This window comes from Arthrobacter sp. NPDC093128, from assembly GCF_040683875.1.
Lineage (GTDB): Bacteria > Actinomycetota > Actinomycetes > Actinomycetales > Micrococcaceae > Arthrobacter.
In genome coordinates, this window is record NZ_JBFBEY010000032.1 from 1 (window position 1) to 15,534 (window position 15,534).

15 protein-coding genes are annotated in these 15,534 nt (G+C 62.3%); 9 read left to right on the plus strand and 6 right to left on the minus strand.

Features of this window, described 5'->3' with window-relative positions; genetic code table 11:
* The 6 genes from AB0N24_RS24615 to AB0N24_RS24640 form a co-directional block, all read left to right on the plus strand.
* Nucleotides 1–282: aldehyde dehydrogenase family protein (locus AB0N24_RS24615; RefSeq protein ID WP_364130348.1), on the plus strand; the 282-nt coding region annotated here is incomplete at its 5' end.
* A gap of 434 nt (nt 283–716) precedes the next feature.
* Entirely contained in the window at nt 717–1,148 is a 432-nt protein-coding gene (locus AB0N24_RS24620) for a universal stress protein (protein ID WP_364130351.1), read from the plus strand.
* Between the two features lie 172 nt (nt 1,149–1,320).
* The gene (locus tag AB0N24_RS24625) at nt 1,321–2,658 is read left to right on the plus strand and encodes an MFS transporter (RefSeq protein ID WP_364130354.1); all 1,338 of its coding nucleotides are present in this window, start codon (nt 1,321–1,323) and stop codon (nt 2,656–2,658) included.
* A 29-nt stretch (nt 2,659–2,687) separates the two neighbouring features.
* A complete protein-coding gene (locus AB0N24_RS24630; protein ID WP_364130357.1) occupies nt 2,688–3,584 on the plus strand; it encodes an alpha/beta hydrolase in 897 nt (298 codons plus the stop codon).
* Between the two features lie 169 nt (nt 3,585–3,753).
* Entirely contained in the window at nt 3,754–4,656 is a 903-nt protein-coding gene (locus tag AB0N24_RS24635) for an NAD(P)-dependent oxidoreductase (protein WP_364130360.1), read from the plus strand.
* Between the two features lie 144 nt (nt 4,657–4,800).
* The gene (locus AB0N24_RS24640; protein ID WP_364130363.1) at nt 4,801–5,931 is read left to right on the plus strand and encodes an NADH:flavin oxidoreductase/NADH oxidase; all 1,131 of its coding nucleotides are present in this window, start codon (nt 4,801–4,803) and stop codon (nt 5,929–5,931) included.
* 105 nt (nt 5,932–6,036) lie between these two features.
* On the opposite strand, the gene AB0N24_RS24645 is transcribed toward AB0N24_RS24640, so the two are convergent.
* Entirely contained in the window at nt 6,037–7,236 is a 1,200-nt protein-coding gene (locus tag AB0N24_RS24645) for an acyl-CoA dehydrogenase family protein (protein ID WP_364130366.1), read from the minus strand.
* A 315-nt stretch (nt 7,237–7,551) separates the two neighbouring features.
* On the opposite strand from AB0N24_RS24645, the gene AB0N24_RS24650 reads away from it, so the two are divergent.
* Both AB0N24_RS24650 and AB0N24_RS24655 read left to right on the plus strand, forming a co-directional pair.
* Nucleotides 7,552–8,385, plus strand: a complete 834-nt coding sequence (locus AB0N24_RS24650; RefSeq protein ID WP_364130369.1) for an enoyl-CoA hydratase/isomerase family protein — start codon at nt 7,552–7,554, stop codon at nt 8,383–8,385.
* Nucleotides 8,382–9,779: a CoA-binding protein gene (locus tag AB0N24_RS24655; RefSeq protein ID WP_364130372.1), complete on the plus strand. Its 1,398-nt coding sequence runs from the start codon at nt 8,382–8,384 to the stop codon at nt 9,777–9,779. The genes AB0N24_RS24650 and AB0N24_RS24655 overlap by 4 nt, the downstream gene beginning before the upstream one ends.
* 83 nt (nt 9,780–9,862) lie before the next feature.
* Here AB0N24_RS24655 and AB0N24_RS24660 read toward each other — a convergent pair whose 3' ends face one another.
* Genes AB0N24_RS24660 through AB0N24_RS24675 form a run of 4 tightly spaced genes read right to left on the minus strand, consistent with a single transcriptional unit; the run spans nt 9,863 to nt 13,695 of the window.
* Nucleotides 9,863–10,825, minus strand: coding sequence for a MaoC family dehydratase (locus AB0N24_RS24660; protein ID WP_364130375.1), 963 nt, complete (start codon nt 10,823–10,825; stop codon nt 9,863–9,865).
* The gene (locus AB0N24_RS24665) at nt 10,822–11,667 is read right to left on the minus strand and encodes a CoA ester lyase (RefSeq protein WP_364130378.1); all 846 of its coding nucleotides are present in this window, start codon (nt 11,665–11,667) and stop codon (nt 10,822–10,824) included. The genes AB0N24_RS24660 and AB0N24_RS24665 overlap by 4 nt, the downstream gene beginning before the upstream one ends.
* Nucleotides 11,664–12,890 carry a CoA transferase gene (locus AB0N24_RS24670; RefSeq protein ID WP_364130381.1) on the minus strand — a complete coding sequence of 409 codons (1,227 nt, stop codon included), beginning with the start codon at nt 12,888–12,890 and terminating at the stop codon, nt 11,664–11,666. Before AB0N24_RS24670 ends, AB0N24_RS24665 begins: the two co-directional genes overlap by 4 nt.
* 46 nt (nt 12,891–12,936) lie before the next feature.
* The gene (locus tag AB0N24_RS24675; protein WP_364130384.1) at nt 12,937–13,695 is read right to left on the minus strand and encodes an SDR family oxidoreductase; all 759 of its coding nucleotides are present in this window, start codon (nt 13,693–13,695) and stop codon (nt 12,937–12,939) included.
* 122 nt (nt 13,696–13,817) lie between these two features.
* Here AB0N24_RS24675 and AB0N24_RS24680 point away from each other — a divergent pair, with 122 nt between their 5' ends.
* A complete protein-coding gene (locus AB0N24_RS24680) occupies nt 13,818–14,546 on the plus strand; it encodes a GntR family transcriptional regulator (protein ID WP_364130388.1) in 729 nt (242 codons plus the stop codon).
* A 104-nt stretch (nt 14,547–14,650) separates the two neighbouring features.
* Here the strand turns inward: AB0N24_RS24680 and AB0N24_RS24685 are convergent, their stop codons facing one another.
* Entirely contained in the window at nt 14,651–15,445 is a 795-nt protein-coding gene (locus AB0N24_RS24685) for an SDR family oxidoreductase (protein WP_364130390.1), read from the minus strand.
* Between the last annotated feature and the right edge of the window lie 89 nt (nt 15,446–15,534).

Consider the following 15,534-nt stretch of genomic DNA (forward strand, 5'->3'; position numbering starts at 1 on the left):
CCGGTCCTGAGCGTGATCCGTTTCGCTGATGAAGAGGAAGCAGTGGAGATCGCGAACGACACGAAATTCGGTCTCGCGGCAGGGGTCTGGACCCGGGATCTTGCCCGGGCGCACCGGGTCGCGGCGAGGATCGAGGCCGGACAGGTCTACGTCAATGAATACTTCGCCGGCGGGGTCGAGACACCCTTCGGCGGGTTCAAGTACTCGGGATTCGGACGCGAGAAAGGCCTCGAAGCCATGAAAACCTACTCACACACAAAAACCGTCACCATCCGGATCTAGGACAGGGAACCCCGCGAACCGTGGTAATAGACAGCGCTGAAACGGTCGAAACCCGGTTTTGGTCGCCCCCGGCGCATGCAAGCATGCAGCTAACGGACGAGTGGCAGTCCTTGGCCGGAACATTCGTTGACGTCACGCGCAACGGGAAGCCGTACCGGCAAGGACTCGTAGACGCCGCCATGCCGGATGCATCTGGATTTTGGCTTGCCTCTGACGGTGTGAACACAAGAGAGTTCATCGACAGGACTTCCGGCTACCAGGCATGGACCAGCCTGTTTCCACGATCTAAGCACGATTGCAGCTGAGCTATTCCGCCCGGTCGCCAGCCCCATCGGAAGCTGGTAACCAACATACGACGACCGCTCAGACCCTCGAGGGGAAGAGCAAATGACAGAGTGCCAACAGGTGCGATCGCCTTGGAAAAGGAGCAAATTATGACCGGAACAGTTGTTGTCGGGGTGGACGGCAGCGAAACTGCCCGCAAGGCTGCAGAGTCGGCAGGAAACCTCGCCACGGCTCTCAGCGCATCCCTGCTCATTGTTTCCGCGTTCAGCAGTGACCGCGGCGACGTAATCGGCACAGGGAGCGACAAGTGGATAGTCTCCGATGCTGACGACGCTGAAACGGCGGCCAAGAATGTAGCGGCAGGCCTGACCTCCGCGGGCTTGAAGGTCACGTACTCCATCGCCAGGGGAAAGCCTGCCGACGTGCTCATCAGGGAAGCCGCGCGGGTGGGAGCGAGCGTCATCGTCGTCGGCAATCGCCGCATGCGGGGGCTCGGCCGGGTGCTGGGGAGTGTGGCCAACAGCGTGGCTCATAAAGCGACATGCGATGTATACATCGCCAACACCTACGACGTCGACTAGGGGTCAGGCACCAACCCCTGTCGGCGGTACGGCACCGGCGCCTTGACGACGTCGACCGTCTGGTGGGTTTTCCCACCCCCTAGGTCAGAGCCTCATCCGGGCAAAACGCGACACCCGGATTGCGAGGCAGCGGGGCGGCAACGGTGCTGCCCCGCATGAAGAGGAGGAAACCATGGATCAGCACGACCACAGCGTGGCTGTTGAAACAGTCACTGCTCGCACATCAGAGGTTGTCTCCCTCAGACGAAAGAATCGTCGAGTCGCGGCCGCCAGTATGGTGGGCACGCTCATCGAGGGATACGACCTGATCATCTACGGCACCGCGGCAGCGCTGGTGTTCCCACAGATCTTCTTCCCGGCTCTGGGAGAGGCGGCCGGAACCGTCGCGTCATTGGCGACCTTTGCGGTTGCCTTTGTGGCCAGACCTTTCGGTAGCGTGCTTTTCGGGCATTTCGGCGATCGCCTCGGCCGAAAAAAGACGCTGATCGCGACCTTGCTCCTGATGGGGGCCGCGACTGTGTTCGTCGGCCTGATCCCGCCGGCGTCGGTCATTGGTGTCGCCGCGCCGATCATCCTGGTGCTCGCCCGGATCGTCCAAGGCGTGTCCGCCGGTGGCGAATGGGCGGGCGCCGTTCTGTTCGTAGCCGAGCACGTACCAAAGGACAAGCGGGGCTTCTTCGCCATGTTCCCTCAGCTTGGTGCAGTTCTGCCGCTTCCCTTTGCCAGTGGAACCTTCCTTCTGGTCGACCTGATGATGGACGACGACGCATTCGTAAGCTGGGGGTGGCGACTTCCCTTCCTGGCAAGCGGACTCCTGATCTTCGTGGGTCTCTGGATACGGCTCAAGGTCGAGGAAACCCCTGTGTTCAAAAAGGAAGTCGCCCGTGGTGGCGCATCCAAGATCCCGTTCTTCGAAGCTCTAAAGAGCCAGCCGCGCCAAATATTCCTGGCCGCAGGAGTCGGCCTGACGGTCTTCTCGTTCGCGTACTTGTCGAGCACATACCTCACCAACTACGGGCTAACGACACTTAAACTTGAGCGCACGCCAGTGCTCCTGGTCGGAGTGTTGGGAGGGTTCGTGTACGCAATTGCTGTCGTCATAGGCGCAATCGCATCGGACCGCGTAGGCCGCCGACGCGTCATCGCCGGAGGCAACGCCGCCGGAGTAGTTTGGGCCTTGTTACTGTTGCCGATCCTTGAGGTTCAGTCTGCTGTGACGTTTGGGCTGGCGGTTTGTCTCACCTTCTTCATCGCTGGAATCATTTACGGGCCACTGGGGGCGTATCTTCCCGAAATCTTTCACACCCGTTACCGCTATACCGCAACCGGATTCTCCTACAACTTGACCGGGGTGGTGGGAGGGGGCCTGGTTCCACTCCTCGCCCCTGTGATCATTAGTTCATTCGGGGGGATCGCCTTCGGCATCACACTCGCTGTTATTTGCGGGATCGCCGCCACATGCACACTTGTACTCGGTGAGACTCGAGACACCGAGCTGGATGGATCCTGAAGCCGCCACAGCGGTCTTGGAGGAGTGATATGACTGTGGAACAAGCCGGACGCATCAATTTCGGCATTGATATTGGCGGAAACCCGGAGATCCTCGCGGCTCACTTCCACCCGGCGCGGGCTCCTTCCCTTGGGCTTGTGCAAGTCCTCATCCACGGCAACACGTATGACCATCGATATTGGGATGCCGGGGTCATAAACGGACAGAACTACTCCTACTGCAATTACATGGCCGAGAGGGGCTACGACATCCTCGCCATCGATTTGCCGGGATCAGGACAAAGCTCCAAACCTCACGGAGACTCAGTCGATTTAGAGTCAGTTAGTACGGCAATCGATAAAGCCGTCGAATCTATGCGCGGTCACGACGGCCCGCTTAGAGGGGCAGCAGGCAAAGTGGCCCTCGTAGGACACTCGCTCGGCGCAGTCGTGGCGGTTGACATACAAACCCGGTCTCAATGTGCCGACTTCGTGGTTGTTACCGGCACGGGATTTGGTCCGACTGGCGGTACGGCAACATTCGGGCCTGGGGTCCGCGAGGAAGCCATGAGGAATGACTATACTGCTTTACCGCCGTCGGAAAGGGCCCGAGTCTTCTACCATCCGCCCACCGCTGACCCGGAGGTCGTTCAATTCGACAATCGAATCCTCCGGGGGCAGATGCCTCGGCGCTTGTGGATGGACGCTCTCGCTGCGAGACAACGGAACTCCGTCTCCGGAGTTCCGGACCTCGAATGCCCTGTCTATGTACAACTGGGTGAATTCGATCCCGTCCTGCCTGGTTCGCTTGCCGGGGCCGAACGGCTGGCCTATGGCGCAGATGCTGAGGTGGCCGTGTCCCAACTCGAAGACATCGGGCACTGTTTCAACCTCCACCGCAACCGTGAGATTGGGTGGCATGAGATTGATCGGTTTCTGCGCGACTAGCCCTGCCAAGGCTGACGGAAGGAGCCGCGCGCCGGAGACCATCACGACCTCCAATGGCACTTGGTCGTGATGGTAAGTGCTACGTCCCACCGCATCATTTATGTGTATTTTCAGTCAAGCCCCTTGGTCCAGAGCACTTACCTAAGGAGCGCCTAAGAGAGGGTTGGTTATGGAGATCGGATACGTTGGCCTCGGCAGCATGGGCGGGGCACTCGCAGGGCGCTTGCAGCTGACGCACAACCTGCTGGTGCATGACCAGAACGAGGCTGCGGTCCACCGCTTGATGGAAGCCGGCTCGAGCGCCGCCGATAGCTTAACGGACCTCGGCGGCCGTTGCGAGGTAATCCTGCTTTGCCTGCCGACGTCCGATCACGTCCGAGCTGTCCTCTTCGGGGACGACGGACTCGCCGCCGCTGTCAAGCCGGGTACCCTCATCATCGACCAGACCACCGGAGACCCCCACGTAACCCGGGCCATGGCCGAGGAACTCGGGCGTCGCGGCGTTGCATTGATCGACGCCCCCGTGAGCGGCGGTGTGCGCGGAGCTGAGGCTGGCACAATAGCGATCATGGTGGGTGCGACCCAGGAACAGTACGACCGGGCCCTCCCAATTCTCTCCGCGATAAGCCCGAGCGTATTCCATGCCGGCGGTGTCGGTAATGGCCACGTGATCAAGTTGGTCAACAATGTGCTCTCCGCGGCGCAGCGCCTGCTCACTTTCGAGGGGATGGCTCTGGCGGCGAAGAATGGAGTAGAACCTTGCACCGCCCAAACCATTCTGATGGCCAGCGGTGGCCGGAATGCGTACATGGAGAAGATCATGGGGCCCAACGTTCTGAACGGGAAGCTGGCCGCGGGCTTCACGCTTGGGTTGGCCCACAAGGACGTTCGCCTTGCTTGCCAGTTGGGTGTCGACTCTGGTGTTCCGATGCTGCTGGGCAACCTGACGCGCGAGATATACCAGATGTGTATGAATGAGATGGGGCGCGACGCCCAGGTGGACACAGCCGCGCTGGTCGTCGATCGGATTGCGGGAACCCACGTCGTCCCCTCTGGTTATACCCTCGACTGACCACATTAGGCTGATTGGCGGAGCCATTGCCCAGGATGCCAGGAGTCCCCGGGCTGACGCCCAGCGTGGACGCTTCCAGCTGGGCTGGTCGACCCTGAGTGGTATCCGTGCGCCACACCACTTCATTCTCTGACAGGAGTCGGGTTGAGTTTACTTTTTGATCCCATCAAGCTGCGCTCCGTCGCGATACCCAACCGCATTTGGATGTCCCCGATGTGCATGTATTCGGCGGAATCCGAAGGGCCCCTCACGGGAGCTCCCACTGACTGGCATTTGACGCACTATGCCAGCAGGGCGGCAGGGGGAGCCGGCCTGATCATGGTGGAAGCAACTGCCGTTCGCCCTGACGGTCGGATTACCCCATGGGATCTTGGCCTCTGGAACGGCGAGCAGGAGCAGGCTTTCTCACGGGTCGCCACTGCGATCAGGCGGTGGGGGGCGATTCCCGCCATCCAGCTCGCGCATGCAGGACCCAAGGGCTCCTCCGACAAGCCGTGGCGCTCGGGCGCTCGCCTGCATTCCAACCAAGGTGGCTGGGAAACAGTAAGCCCAAGCCCGCTGCCTCTCAGCGACACGACGGCGCCTCACGAACTTGGACCCCGAGACATCGAGGAGCTTGTTCAAGGTTTTGCCGAGGCTGCCAGGCGCGCATTGACCGCCGGCTTTGAAGTCATTGAAATTCACGGCGCCCACGGATACCTCATAAATTCGTTCCTTTCCCCCCACACCAACCGGCGGGAGGATAAATACGGAGGATCCTTCGAAAACCGTATCCGCTTCGCCCTCGAAGTCAGCGATGCGGTCCGTGGCGTCATGCCCACGGGCCTTCCGTTGTTTTTCCGGGTGTCGGCCACCGACTGGCTTGCTGAAAGCAAAAACGATTCCCGCAGAAGCTGGACCCTGCAGGACACTATCCGTCTGGCTTCAACCCTGGGTGACCACGGCGTCGACCTTATCGACACCTCAACGGGAGGAACGGTATCGGACGTCGAAATTCCAGCGGGACTTGGATACCAGGTGAGATTCGCCGATGCCATCAAGAACGAAGCGGACATATCTGCAGCAGCGGTAGGCCTGATCGTGCATCCCGAGCAGGCAGATGAGATTCTCGCCCAGCAGCGCGCGGACGTGGTCTTTATCGGACGCCAGCTGCTGCGCGAGCCCTACTGGCCTCGACGCGTCGCCGAGGCCCTCGGGCGGCAGTCCGACTGGCCCTTGCAGTACGGCTACGCCGTGAGGCGCCGCCGCTCCAGTAAATCAAAACAGACGAGATAGAGCGGGGCGGCGTCCCCCGAGGCCACCCGTTGCCGTCATGACATCGCACACGCCCTGAGACAGAGCGTGTGCGATGGTCTTATGACCTTGTTCGAGCGTGGATCCTCACATCGTGATCTTGTAATCCTTGAGGAGACTGCGGCCAATGATCATCTTCTGGATGTCGGAAGTGCCTTCGCCGATGAGCATAAACGCGGCCTCGCGGTAGAGCCGTTCGATTTCAAACTCCTTGGAGTAGCCGTAGCCGCCGTGGATCCGGAACGACGCCTCCACGACCTCCTTGCAGTACTCACTGGCCAGCATTTTGGCCATGCCGGCCTCGACGTCGTTCCGCTCTCCAGAGTCCTTCTTGCGGGCGGCGCGTACGACCATGGCGTTCGCGGCTTCGACTTTGGTGGCCATCTCGGCCAGGCGGAACAGGATGGCCTGGTGGTCGGCAATCTTCTTACCGAACGTCTCGCGCTGCTGTGCATAGGCAATGGCGAGTTCGAACGCCCGGTTGGCGATGCCGACAGCGCGGGCGCCAACGTTCACGCGACCAACTTCCACACCGTCCATCATCTGGTAGAAACCCTTGCCGGGGGCGCCGCCCAGGATCTGGTCGGCGGAGATCCGGTGCTGATCGAGGAACATCTCTGTGGTCTCGACGCCCTTGTAGCCCATCTTGTCGATCTTTCCCGGAATGGTGACGCCCTGGGCGGTCTCTCCGAACCCGGGTTCCTTTTCCACCAGGAATGTCGTGAGGTTGCGGTACACACTCTCGGCGCCCTCGTCAGTCTTCGTCAGCACCGCGACGAGCGTGGATGTCGCGCCGTTGGTCAGCCACATCTTTTGGCCGGTGATTTCGTACGAGCCATCGGTAAGCTGCTTGGCCTTGGTCGAGACGGCGGCAACATCGGAGCCCAGGTCGGGCTCCGACATGGAGAACGCGCCGCGCACTTCGCCGGTGGCCATCCGGGGCAGATACTTCAGCTTTTGTGCTTCTGTGCCATGCTGCATGAGCAGGTAGGCGACAATGAAGTGCGTATTGATGACACCCGAGACGCTCATCCAGCCGCGCGCGATCTCTTCGACGACGAGGGCGTAGGTCAGCAGCGATTCGCCCAGCCCGCCATACTCCTCAGGAATCGTGAGGCCGAAAATGCCGAGTTCCTTCAGCCCCTCCACGATCTCGGTCGGATACTCGTCTTTGTGCTCGAGCTCAGTGGCGACCGGGATGATCTCCCGATCCACGAACTGCCGGACTGCCTGCAGAATCTCTTCCTGGAGATCGGTCAGTCCGTCAGTGGTCATGAGACGTCCCATAATTGCTCACGCTTCCTTATTCATTCAATAGGGGATCAAAGGCGATAGGCTTCCCTGTTATTTACCGACTATATACTATATGTTAAGTGAAGTGTATGAGCTGTGGAGGAGGATTTAAATGGCGGTGACTCCGTGGTGCCGCCTGCGCCCGGATGGCTGGCGTGCTGTACCCGGCCGCCGCGTGTTCAGCCGTGCGCCGCTCGCACACCGCAGGCTCGAGGTGTCACACCTCCCACCGTCTCAGATCGGCCACCCGCTGGGACACGCCATACGAGACCACCAAATCCCGATGGGTACTAATTGAAAGGTACGACCATGATCGAGTTGAAAGAGACAACCATGATCGAAAAGTACAAGGAGCAGTTCAAACGCCTCACCTTCGAGAATCACCAGCCCGGTGTTCTGGAAGTGGTGTTCGACGGCCCCGGCCTGAACGCCGTTGACGAGGCAACCCACCAGGAGATCCCGCGCATCTGGCCGGTCATCGATCAGGACCCTGACGTACGCGTTGTCCTGGTGCGTGGCGCCGGACGTGCCTTCTCGGCAGGCGGGAGTTTTGACCTCATCGACAAACAGATCGAGGATTACGGCACGCGGGTCCGGATCATGCGGGAGTCGCGTGACCTCTTCTACAACATCATCAATTGCAACAAGCCGATTATTTCTGCCATCCACGGCCCCGCCGTCGGTGCCGGTCTGGTGGTAGCACTCATGGCGGATATCTCGATCGCCGCCAAGGACGCCCGCATCATCGATGGCCACACCAGGCTCGGAGTTGCTGCCGGTGACCACGCCGCCATGGTGTGGCCCCTGCTGTGCGGCATGGCGAAGGCCAAGTACCTTCTGCTGACCTGCCGGGAGATCTCCGGGGAGGCCGCTGAGCGCGCCGGTCTGGTCTCGGTCACTGTGGATAGGGAAGAGTTGCTGGACACTGCGCGGGAAATCGCCAGCGAGCTGAGCGATGGAGCCCAGGAAGCACTCCAGTGGACTAAATACACCCTCAACCAGTGGTACCGGCAGAACGCCCCGATTTTTGACGCCGGACTCGGACTCGAGTTCCTCGGCTTCGGCGGCCAGGATGTTGTCGAGGGCGTTGCTTCCCACCGTGAACGTCGTGCTCCGAACTTCAACGGGGTTGTCGCCCCATGACCAGTGCCGCAGACCTCTTCTTCCGACCACGCAGCGTCGTCGTCTACGGTGCTTCCTCTGACCCGGACAAGCTGTCCGGGCGGCCCTTGGCCTACCTGCTCAAGTTCGGTTTTCCCGGAAAGGTCTTTGCCGTCAACCCCCACCGTGACCAGGTTCAGGGAGTCGATGCCTACAAAGACATCGCTGCTGTACCCGGGCCGGTAGACCTCGCGGTCATCGTGGTACCTGCCGCCGCGGTTCTGGATGCAGTGCAGCGCTGCGCCGACGCCGGGGTGGGTGCAGCCACCATTTTCGCGTCGGGTTTCGCAGAGACCGGCGACACCGGTACGCCCCTCCAGGACGAGATCACCCGCATCGCCCGGGGCAGCGGGATGCGGGTCCTGGGGCCAAACTGCCTGGGCACCTTCTCGGCGCCGGACAAGGCTTTCGCAACTTTCTCCACCGCGTTCGACGACGACAGTGAGCGGCCGGATTCCCCCATCGCGTTGGTTTCGCAATCCGGAGCCGTGGGCACCTTCACATACAGCACCATGAACTCGCTGGGGCTCGGGGCTCGGTTTTATGCAAACACCGGCAACGAGTCCGATCTCACGTCAGTGGAGATGCTGGCCGGCCTGGTGGAGAACCCCGATGTGGAGATCCTGATGGGCCACATCGAGGGCGCTAAGGATCTCGACGCGCTAAGTGAACTGGCCAAGTCGGCCAGCGCCAACAACAAGCCACTGTTGCTGCTGAAGTCCGGCAGGACAGCGGCCGGTGCCCGCGCCGTCGCGAAGCACACTGGAAGCATTGCCGGCGACGATGCGGTATTCAATGCAACGCTTGCCCAGCACGGTGCCGTGCGCGTTGAAAGCATGCAGGCGTGGTCTGACGCGGCACTGGCATTCTCTGACGGACGCCGCGCTGCTGGCCGGCGACTTACCATCGTCACGCTGAGTGGCGGCGTGGGCGCCCTGGCGGCGGACCGCGCCGTCGAACTGGGCCTTACCGTGGACCCGTGGACCGAATCCGGTGACCGCGAGGAACTGGCGGCGCAGCTGCCCTCCTTCGCGTCCGTAGCCAATCCGATCGATATGACCGGCGCCATGATCAACGATCTTGACCTTCTGGACCGAGCCCTGCGCGTGACTGCGGAGAATGCCGAGACCGATGCGCTGATGCTCGTTCTGGGTAATGCGGACAAGGGGGCCGATGAGATCGTCAAGCGTCTGGTGGCTGGCTACCGGAGTACCGCCAAGCCGTTCGTCGTGGTGTGGACCGGCGGTTCCGGCCGTCCACTTCAGGAATTGCTCAACGCCGGCGTGCCGGCTTACGCCGAGGCTGACCGCGCAATGAGCGCGTTGAGCCGTGTGGTCGAGTACAGCCTGCGGCCCGTATTGGCGGCGAGCAACTAGCTTGTCGAACGGTGTGCAAAGCACTGAGGGGGTAGGCCATATATGGCCTACCCCCTCAGTGCTTTACTTTCGTGCCCGCGCAATTATTTGCTGAGCGCGGTCAGCGTCCAGTCGAGTACCGGCTCGGACGCGTGATTGTCACGCTTCGCTGACACGAGCACGCGCAAGGTGACGGCCATGATTCCGCCGGCCTGTCCTTCTTCTACGTCCAGGACTTCGATGGCCGACACCAGCGTGTCGCCTTCGCGGACCGGGCCGGTATGGTCGCAGCTGTGCCAGCCCGCGATGGTGATGAGGTTGGGCAGGGTTCGCGTCAGCTGCGCCAGTGCGAGGCCGATGGTGTGGCCGCCGTAGACCAGGCGCCCGGACGCCTGGCTGAAGCGATCGTGATGAACGTGGGCCAGATTGAGCGAGAGCCGGGCCAACTCGGTGGCGCCGGAGACGAGATCGCCTGCCTCAAGGACCCACGCGTCGCCCTTGGCGATATTCGACGCCGGAAAGCCGGACAGATCCCATGCGGCCACGGCGGCGCTCAGGGAAGCACTGTCCGGGGCGGTCCCAATGGAGCCCAGGTCATCCGCGTGCCCCGTTTGCACGTCCCGTGAGCTGAGGGGCAGCATCGCGCAGCGCCAGAAGTCCAGTACGAGGCGGTCTTCCTGGTCGCGCGTGGTGATTCGCAGCGCTGCCAACCCGCTCGGTCGGCTGGCATTTTGCCGCAAGCCGACTACTTCGGTCCTGGTGCTAAGGGTGTCTCCGATGGAGGGAAGCCGGTGGAACGCGAGGCCGCGGTAGAACAGGTTCGCCACCACTCGGCGGGTCACAAGGGTTGACTGTCCGATCGCCACGTCCCACACGAAGTTCGGGTCCGCGAGTTCCGTGCCGGCCACACGTTTTGCCAGACCCGCATCGAGCGACAACCGGAGCCGGTTGCCGAGGATGGACTGGTGGACCGCTGCCCGCCCAGCGCTCAGCGTCAGGGCCGGGGCGGTGTCAAAGACGTCGCCCACGCTCAGCTCATCAAAGTAGGGCCCTTCGTGGCCGCTCATGAGGCCACCGTCCTGGAAAGCACCCGGCGGGCCTGCACAGCGACAGCTTCGTCGAGCATTCGGCCGCGCCACTCCACAGCACCACGGCCTTCGCTCATGGCCTCGCCCATGGCGGCAAGAAGTCCCTGTGCTTCTTCGACATCCTTCGGTGCGGGTGTGAAGGCGTCTTGGACCGTCTCGGCCTGACGGGGATGGATCACCCATTTGCCGTCGAATCCGAGTGATTCGGCAGTTGCTGCTGCCGCCTCCAGTGCTTCGTCGGCGTGGACGGTCAGCAGCGGGCCGTCAACGGCCTGGATGCCGGCGATGCGCGCGGCCAGAATGACGGCGTCCTGCGCAAACTGCCATGAGGCCTCTGCGCGGCGGCCCAGCGATGCCCCCAGATCGGCGTAGCCGATGATGAGCGAGACTACCCGAGGTGACGCTGAGGCGATGCTACGGACGTTCCCGATGCCAGCTGCCGACTCGATGAGGGCCTGAATCTCGACGGCGCCGCCGCGGCCGTGCTCCTTCTCAAGCCGGGCGAGTTCCCGCTCTACCGCGGCGATATGGTCCGTGCTGTCAACCTTGGGCAGAACGATAGAAGTGATCGCGTCATTCGCGACGACTGCGGCCAGATCGTCCAGCAGCCAAGGGGAATCGGGGGCGTTGACCCGGACGGCGATGGTTCCGTGCTGGCGGCGCGCGATTGCACCGAGAGCCGTGCGTGCCTCGTCTTTGCGGGCGGGCGCTACAGCGTCTTCGAGATCGACGACGACCTCGTCGACGTCGAACGCCAAGGCTTTGGCCACTTTGGCCGGTTCGCTGGCCGGCACACATAGAACCGAACGTCGTGTTGTCATGCTGCTGCTCCGATCACGTTGTCATCATGTAGTTTTCCGAGCTCGGCCGGGCTTAAGCCCAAGAGCTGTTCGAGCACTTCGTCAGTGTGCTGGCCGAGGAAAGGCGCGACGCAGGTCGCGCCATATTCGGCGTCGAGACGTATTGCGGAGCGCGCCGAGACCACGTTCCCTATTCCTGGCTGTTCGACGTCGGCCAGTACAGACGGTGCCCCGGTGCGGCGGAACTCCTCCACCACCTCAGTCATGCTGCGGTAGCGGCTCCAGAGCGCATGCCCGTCTGTGAGCGCCTGCCTGACCTGGTCGATGGAGCGGGCCTCGAACCACGGGCGGAGGATCGCCGTAATGGTCTCGCGTTGCCGATAGCGGTCGCCCTCCTCGGCGAGGTCTACGCCGAGGGCCTCCTCCAGCGCCGCGAAGACCTTCTCGGTTCCGGTAATTTTTCGCAGGGCATCCCACTGCCGGGATGTGAGCGCAACAACCATTACGCGGTGCCCGTCCGAGGTTTGGAAGTCAACGCCGTAGCTGCCGTAGAGGTAGTTGCCCACTTTGGGACGGTCAGCGGCAAGCTCGTCGGCCTCGGCGTACCAGCCCATGTTTGCCAAGCCGGCGAGTGCGACATCACCGAGCGCCACCTCAAGGTACGCGCCTTCACCTGTTCGGTCGCGGTGCCTGAGCGAGGCCAGCAGTGCGGTGGTGGCAGTCATGCCAGTCAGGAGGTCCCAGGCGGGGAGAACATGATTGACGGGTCCCGATACGCCGTCCGGTCCGGTGATGCCCGGAACGCCCACTTCCGGATTGACGGTGTAGTCGACGGCGGGACGCCCATCGGCGTTGCCTCCAATACGCACCTGAATGATGTCTGCCCGGCGCTCGGCGAGCCTCTCGTAGGCGAGCCAGGACCGGCCAACCTGGTTGTCAACGAGCACGCCGCCCTCCGGACCGGGAGCCGCCGCAAGGGCCAGCAGCAGTTCGCGCCCCTCTGGTCTTCGCAGGTCAAGGGTCACGGACAACTTTCCCTTATTGAGGCCGGTCCAAAAGAGGCTGTCCTCGGAACGCTGCGAGACGGGCCATCGCTTGAAGTCCGGGGCGCCGCCGATTGGGTCCACACGGATGACCTTTGCCCCCAGCTGGGCGAGCGTCATACAGCCGGAGGGGCCGGCAACGAAACTCGCACACTCGATCACGCGCAGTCCGGCAAGTGGTTGCTGGGGCTGCTTGGACATGTGGCCTCCTGAGAGTGGTTGGATACGGGCGCGGATAGGAGCGCCCTCAGACGAGCGAGGCAGTTCTGCCGCCGTCGAGCTGGATGACTTGACCGGTGATAAGACCCGCATGCTGTGAGGCGAGGAACGCGACCGTCGCCCCGAACGCCTCGAGCGTGCCGGAGCGCTTCAGTGGCGTCGCTGCGATGCGGGCTTCCAGATCGTGGAACTGTGCGAACGTGGGAGTTGCGATAGTTGCGGGGGCTACGGAGTTGACGGTCACGGCGTGTTCGGCGATCTCCAGTGAGAGGTGCTTCAGCGCGGCCTGGACACCAGAGCGGAAGATGGATGAGATGGCGTGTCGCGGCATGGGCTGCTTGACGCTCGCGGACGTGGTGCCGATGATCCGGCCCAAGCCGTTGCCGGTGATCAGCGGAGTGACCTCGCGCAACACGTTCAGGGCTCCGTGGAGCTGATTCTGGTATGCCTCTGACCAACGGGTGTCATCGTCCTCGTCGAGGAAATCGCGCATAGGGCTCGGCGGCCGCGGAGTGTTGAGCACCAGGATGTCCACTCCGCCGGACTCGCGGAGCAGCCCGGCGAGCCCGATCACGTCACTACGCTTGGTCAGGTCACCCGCGACTGTCTCGACGCGAACCCCGTGGGCGGGGGCGAGGGCGTGCCGCACCGTCTCCAGCTGCTCGTGCCCGCGGGCGAAGATCACAAGGTTCACGCCCTCGGCGGCAAGGGCCTCACCGCTGGCAAGGCCCAGGCCGGAACTGCCGCCGATCACGACTGCTCGCCTACCACCGATTCCGAAGTCCATGACTCTCCCTTGAGCTGCGATACACGGGTGGGCCGAAGTGCCAAGCCGGAGGCCCGAGATCATCAACATAATATATCTTACACGAAGCTCGAATTGGTTGGGGCGGAGATATACTATGTGTCATGTCTTCTTTGCAGCCGTTGACGAAAACTCCTTCCAGCGACGTGTTCGCGTACCGACGGGAACGTGCCCCAAAACGCCAGCAACTGCCGGACGAGGTGGCCTCCTATGTTCGCGAACTGATCATCTCCGGTGCCGTAAAGCAGGGTGAATTCCTGCGTATGGAGCGCATCGCCGAGGCAGTCGGCGTGAGCAATACGCCCGTCCGCGAGGGACTGCTCCTGTTGAGCAGTGAAGGTTTCGTGAAACTCGTTCCACGCCGTGGATTCGTGGTTGCGACGTTCTCTCCCCAGGATGTTCGAGACATCTTCTGGGCGCAAGCAGTGCTTGGGGGCGAGCTGGCCGCCCGTGCCGCGCAGAGGATCACCCCGGAGAGCCTTGCACGGCTGGATGCGATGAATGAAGCGTATAAGAAGGCGGCCGCCAACGGCGACGACAAAGCGCTCGTGGATTTGGGCCATCTGTTCCACCGCGAAATCAACCTCGCCGCGGAGTCACCCCGGCTCGCGCTTGTGATGGGCACCGTTGTGAAGCAGCTGCCTAACAGTTTCTACGCGGCTATCGAGGGGCAGATTCTCGATAGCCGGGAGGAACATCCGCTCATCGTCAAGGCGTTGCGCGAGGGGGATGGCGAACGGGCGCGTGATCTCACCACGAAGCACATTGGTGGGGCGGCGGATCGCCTAATCGATATGCTCAAGCAAAGAGGGCTCTGGGTCGACGAGATTTAAGTCCTGCAGAGCCAAGGGCAGTCCGGCAACAACCTGAAGTCGTACACGTCGGTCTCTGCGCCGCCCGTCCGGTCCTGGGGACCGGACGGGCGGGCGCAAGCAAGTCACAAAGTGGTGGCGTGTCCGCCGTCGACAGTGAGGATCATTCCCGTGACAAATGACGATGCGCGGGATGCAAGATAGATCGCGGCACCCGCCAGGTCAGACGACTCGGCAAGCCGCTTCAACGGCACGTGCTCCACGAGGGCCGCCTCGCCTCTACTCTCTAGAGTGCCCTGAAGCATCTTGCTCCTGAAGAGGCCGGGGGCGATCACGTTGACCGTCACGTGCGACGACGCCAGCTGCCATGCCAAATGCCGGCTGAGCTGATGAACGGCGGCCTTGGACGAGGAATAGGCGTAGGTTTCGTGCTTGGGTACGTGGTAAGCGTCGATCGAGCCGATGTTGATGATTCGAGCCGGATCCCGTGGGCTTGCTGCAGCCTCCAGTAATGGCAGAAGCGCTTTAATAAGGAAGAACGGTCCCTTCACGTTCAGGTCGAACACCTTGTCCCACCCCGACTCCGGATAATCCGCGAGTGCTTCTGCCCAGAGGGCGCCTGCGTTGTTGACGAGGACGTCGATCTTATTCTCCCTGTCGCCGAGCTCACGGGCGAGTGCCTGGCACGCCTCGACTGTGCTGAGGTCGGCCGGAATCGGGTGGCATTCGCCGTACGCCGACAGTTGTTCAGCTGCGGCCTCGCAGTCTGCCTCTTTGCGCGAACAGATGTAGACACGTGCGCCGGCCTTCACGAAGCCTTCGGCGATCGCATAGCCGATGCCTCGGCTCCCGCCCGTTACAAGGACTACCTTCCCCGCGACGCCGAACAGCCCCTGAATCTCATCGTTGCTCTCTAGCATGACACTCCCATCTTCTCTGACGTCCGAGAAGCTCGGACAATATTCGAGGCGCCGCCGTTGATCAATACGCGTCGGCACCGTTTTGTCTC